The following is a 3226-nucleotide window of genomic DNA, read 5'->3' as shown; positions in this document are numbered from 1 at the left end:
GTACGATGACAGCTGTTTGTTGACACAACAGATAAAACTACTTCTTCCAGATTCAGCGTCGCGTCTTCCCCAGGAGACGATACGCGTACAAGTCATGCCTGATGACCATAGCAAGTCGGTACCACCCCTTCCCATCCCGAACAGGACCGTGAAACGACTTTGCGCCGATGATAGTGCTGCAACCAGTGTGAAAGTAGGTTATCGTCAGGCTAATTATTCGCAGAAGCCCGCTCAATCCGATTGAGCGGGCTTTTTGCTTTTCTAGCGTTCCCGCTTCACATACCAAGATAAGAAAGACAAGGCCCGCCGCTCTGGAATCGCGCGATGCGCGTCGAGCTGGCGGGCCTGGCGATGATGGCGAGATCGATCGCCATCATCCAGCCGGTGCAAGCAGGCGCCGCCGGTAACGCCGCGGTCGCGCTTGCATGAACGGCTGGGCTTGCACTCGTCTCCGTCTGCGCTCCCCCCGATATCGGAACTTCAGGTGACGAATGCTGCCCAGTTCGTGGAATTCTGCCGGTGCCGCTTTCGCACAGGCCATGCAGGTATTATCCAGTTGCAAGCGCCCTCATCTGTTCGCAGCTTCACACAACCCCCTGCACTGCACAACGCAAGACAAATCAGGAGCGCGGCTCGGCAACCTTGATGGGATCGCTTCGTGGCAGGAGGTACCAGAGTCCCACAAACAGCAGGAGCGAAGCAACCGCAGCAACGATGCTGAGCGCAAGGCTGTCAGTTGCAAGCGACATCACCGTCAACATATCGAGCGACAGCCCGACAGCCAGTGGTATGAGTCCACCACGGATGGATTTGCGTGAAATGCGCAGCATCCGCGACGTCGCCCGGCCGTGCTGTGCGCGGTTGTAGACGGCCGGCGTCATCAGCATGCCCATCGCGACAACCAGCAGGCACAGTCCCACCAGATGGCAGACCTGGGCATAGGTCACGAGCTCCGTGAAGCGTTCATTGAATACGGCGATCGTCTGGAAACCGAACACCGCCTGAAGACCGGGAAGGATGCAGCGCGCTTCTTCGATAATGTCGCGCATTTCCTGCTCGTTTTTATGTTGTTGAGAAGCTTGATCGTCCATGGGATGACAGTAACGTCAAACACGGCCGTATTCAACCGGACGCACGATTGACGCCATGTAGGACATCACGCCCGCACGATTCCCGCCTGCGACGTCCACTGTTCCAGGCTGTGCCGCTGGATCGCCGCCGCCATCAGGTCGGGAAACAGGTCCGGCGTGCAGGCAAAGCAGGGGATGCCCATGGCGGACAGCCGGGCCGCATTGTCGCGGTCATACGAAGGCGCGCCCGAATCGTTCAGCGCGAGCAGCGCGATCACCTGCACGCCGCTGCCGACCAGCGCGGCCGCCCGTCCCAGCATCTCCGCCTCGTTCCCGCCTTCATACAGATCGCTGATCAGCACGAAGATCGTCTCGCGCGGCCGCGTCACCAGTCCCTGGCAATAGGCCAGCGCGCGGTTGATGTCGGTACCGCCGCCCAGCTAGGTGCCGAACAGGACCTCGACCGGGTCCGACAGCAGCGGCGTCAGGTCGGCCACGGCGGTGTCGAACACCACCACCGACGTGCTGACCGCCTTGATGCTGGCAAGGACCGCCGCGAACACGCCCGCATACACGATGGATGAAGCCATCGATCCGCTCTGGTCCACGCACAGTACGCTGTCGCGCAGCGAACGCCCACGGCGGCCGAAGCCGATCCGCGTTTCAGGGATGATGGTGCGGTACTCCGGCTGGTAGTGCCGCAGGTTGGCGCGGATGGTGCGCAGCCAGTCGATGTCCTGGTGGCGCGGCCGCAGGTTGCGGGCGGCACGATTCAGGCCGCTCGATACGGCCTGGCGCATCGGCGCGGCCAGCTTGCGCTCCAGCTCCTGCACCACTTGCGCGACCACCTTGCGCGCCGTGGCCCTGGTCTTGTTCGGCATGACGCGGTTCAGGCTGAGCAGGGTCGCGACCAGGTGCACGTCCGGTACCACCGCCGCCAGCATCTCCGGCTCGCACAGCATCTCGCGCAATCCAAGGCGCTCCAGCGCATCCTTCTGCATCACCTGCACCACGCTGGACGGGAAGTATTCGCGGATATCGCCCAGCCAGCGCGCCACCCGCGGCGCCGATGCGCCCAGTCCTCCCTTCGGGCTGCCGTCCGCGGTGCCGTACAACGCATCGAGTGCGCCGTCGATGGCGGCATCCTCTACATTCAGGGGCGCCGGTCCGGCGGCATCCTGGCCCAGCACCAGGCGCCAGCGCCGCGCCGCTTCCGTATTGCGTTCGTCATTCGCCATGCGCGGCCCGCTCGCCGAGTTCGCGGCGCTCCGGCGCGGTAAAGGTCGATACCGTGCGGCGCAGCAGCGGCAGCAGTTCCGTGAAGGTGTCGGGACGCAGCGAGAGCAGCCAGCCGTTCACGATCTTCCACAGGGTGTCGCTGTGCGCCAGCAAGGTGCCGCCATCCTGCAGGAAGCCTTCCAGCCACTGCGCGGCGGCCAGCGGCGCCACGCCCGGCGAGCAGTGAGCAGCACCGGGTGGCGCTCGAGGAAGGGCTGGACGGCCGGCGCATCCGCATGGGTGTCGAGCAGGGTGTCGAGGTCTGACGGCGCCGCGCCGATATGGGCGAGCGGACGGACGTTTTCCTGGCGCCTGATCTGGGATGCGCTACCGCCAGCTGGCTCCCGGCCTTGGCCGAAGCTGGATCGGGTGCGAGTGCCAGGATCTGCTTAGCGTCGAGGGTCACCGATGTCCTTCTCGTGAATGATGGCGGACTGCGTATCGATGAAAGATACTCCGCGATTATTGTTGAGCGGTCAACCGTGCGGCGTGACCGCCGGTATGCAGGGGCTCACGCAACAGGACTTGCGCGCCCCGGTGCCGTTTGCTATAGTGCGCCTCCTGCTTCTGCAGCGCAGGAAAAGCTGAACGAAATCAAGTAGTTGAGCTAGGTGTTTTGATAACACCGCTGGCGCTGAAGAAAAACGAGGAGTTGACGAGGTAAGCGAAACACTGCATAATCTCATTCCTCTGCTGCTGACGAACAAAACGATTCGCCGGGTGCAGCGAGGCAGTACCGAATACGATCTTTAACAATCAACAGTCGATAAGTGTGGGCGTTTGATGAAGTGCCAGCATCCTTCGGGGTGCTGAATGCTTAAATTATCAAATGTTCACAAAAAGTATAACGTTGCTCAGCAATGAGTAACGGTCAGTAT

The 3226-nt window shown here is 62.0% G+C and carries 2 protein-coding genes, 1 rRNA gene and 1 pseudogene; 1 reads left to right on the top strand and 3 read right to left on the bottom strand.

Translation table 11 applies throughout. The features are described 5' to 3' along the window. Positions 1–97: 97 nt before the first annotated feature. Positions 98–210 (top strand): 5S ribosomal RNA (gene rrf, locus AC1DOQ_RS26780). A gap of 410 nt (positions 211–620) precedes the next feature. On the opposite strand, the gene AC1DOQ_RS26775 is transcribed toward rrf, so the two are convergent. The 3 genes and pseudogenes from AC1DOQ_RS26775 to AC1DOQ_RS26765 all read right to left on the bottom strand — a co-directional run bounded on the left by AC1DOQ_RS26775 (position 621) and on the right by AC1DOQ_RS26765 (position 2519). Further along, complete coding sequence (locus AC1DOQ_RS26775; RefSeq protein WP_477371397.1) at positions 621–1091, bottom strand: DUF6328 family protein; 471 nt, start codon at positions 1089–1091, stop codon at positions 621–623. A gap of 65 nt (positions 1092–1156) precedes the next feature. Continuing rightward, positions 1157–2308 (bottom strand): annotated as a pseudogene (locus AC1DOQ_RS26770) (VWA domain-containing protein). Continuing rightward, the gene (locus tag AC1DOQ_RS26765; protein WP_477371394.1) at positions 2298–2519 is read right to left on the bottom strand and encodes a DUF5682 family protein; all 222 of its coding nucleotides are present in this window, start codon (positions 2517–2519) and stop codon (positions 2298–2300) included. Before AC1DOQ_RS26765 ends, AC1DOQ_RS26770 begins: the two are co-directional and overlap by 11 nt. Positions 2520–3226 lie beyond the last annotated feature (707 nt).

It is taken from the genome of Massilia sp. 01N417, from assembly GCF_056399645.1.
Note: the sequence above shows the minus strand (reverse complement) of the source record. Positions and strands in the feature narration are given on the sequence as shown.

Coding starts and splice junctions, on each gene's coding strand:
- AC1DOQ_RS26775 (WP_477371397.1), bottom strand. CDS start 1,091: ATGGACGATCAAGCTTCTCAACAACATAAAAACGAGCAGGAAATGCGC.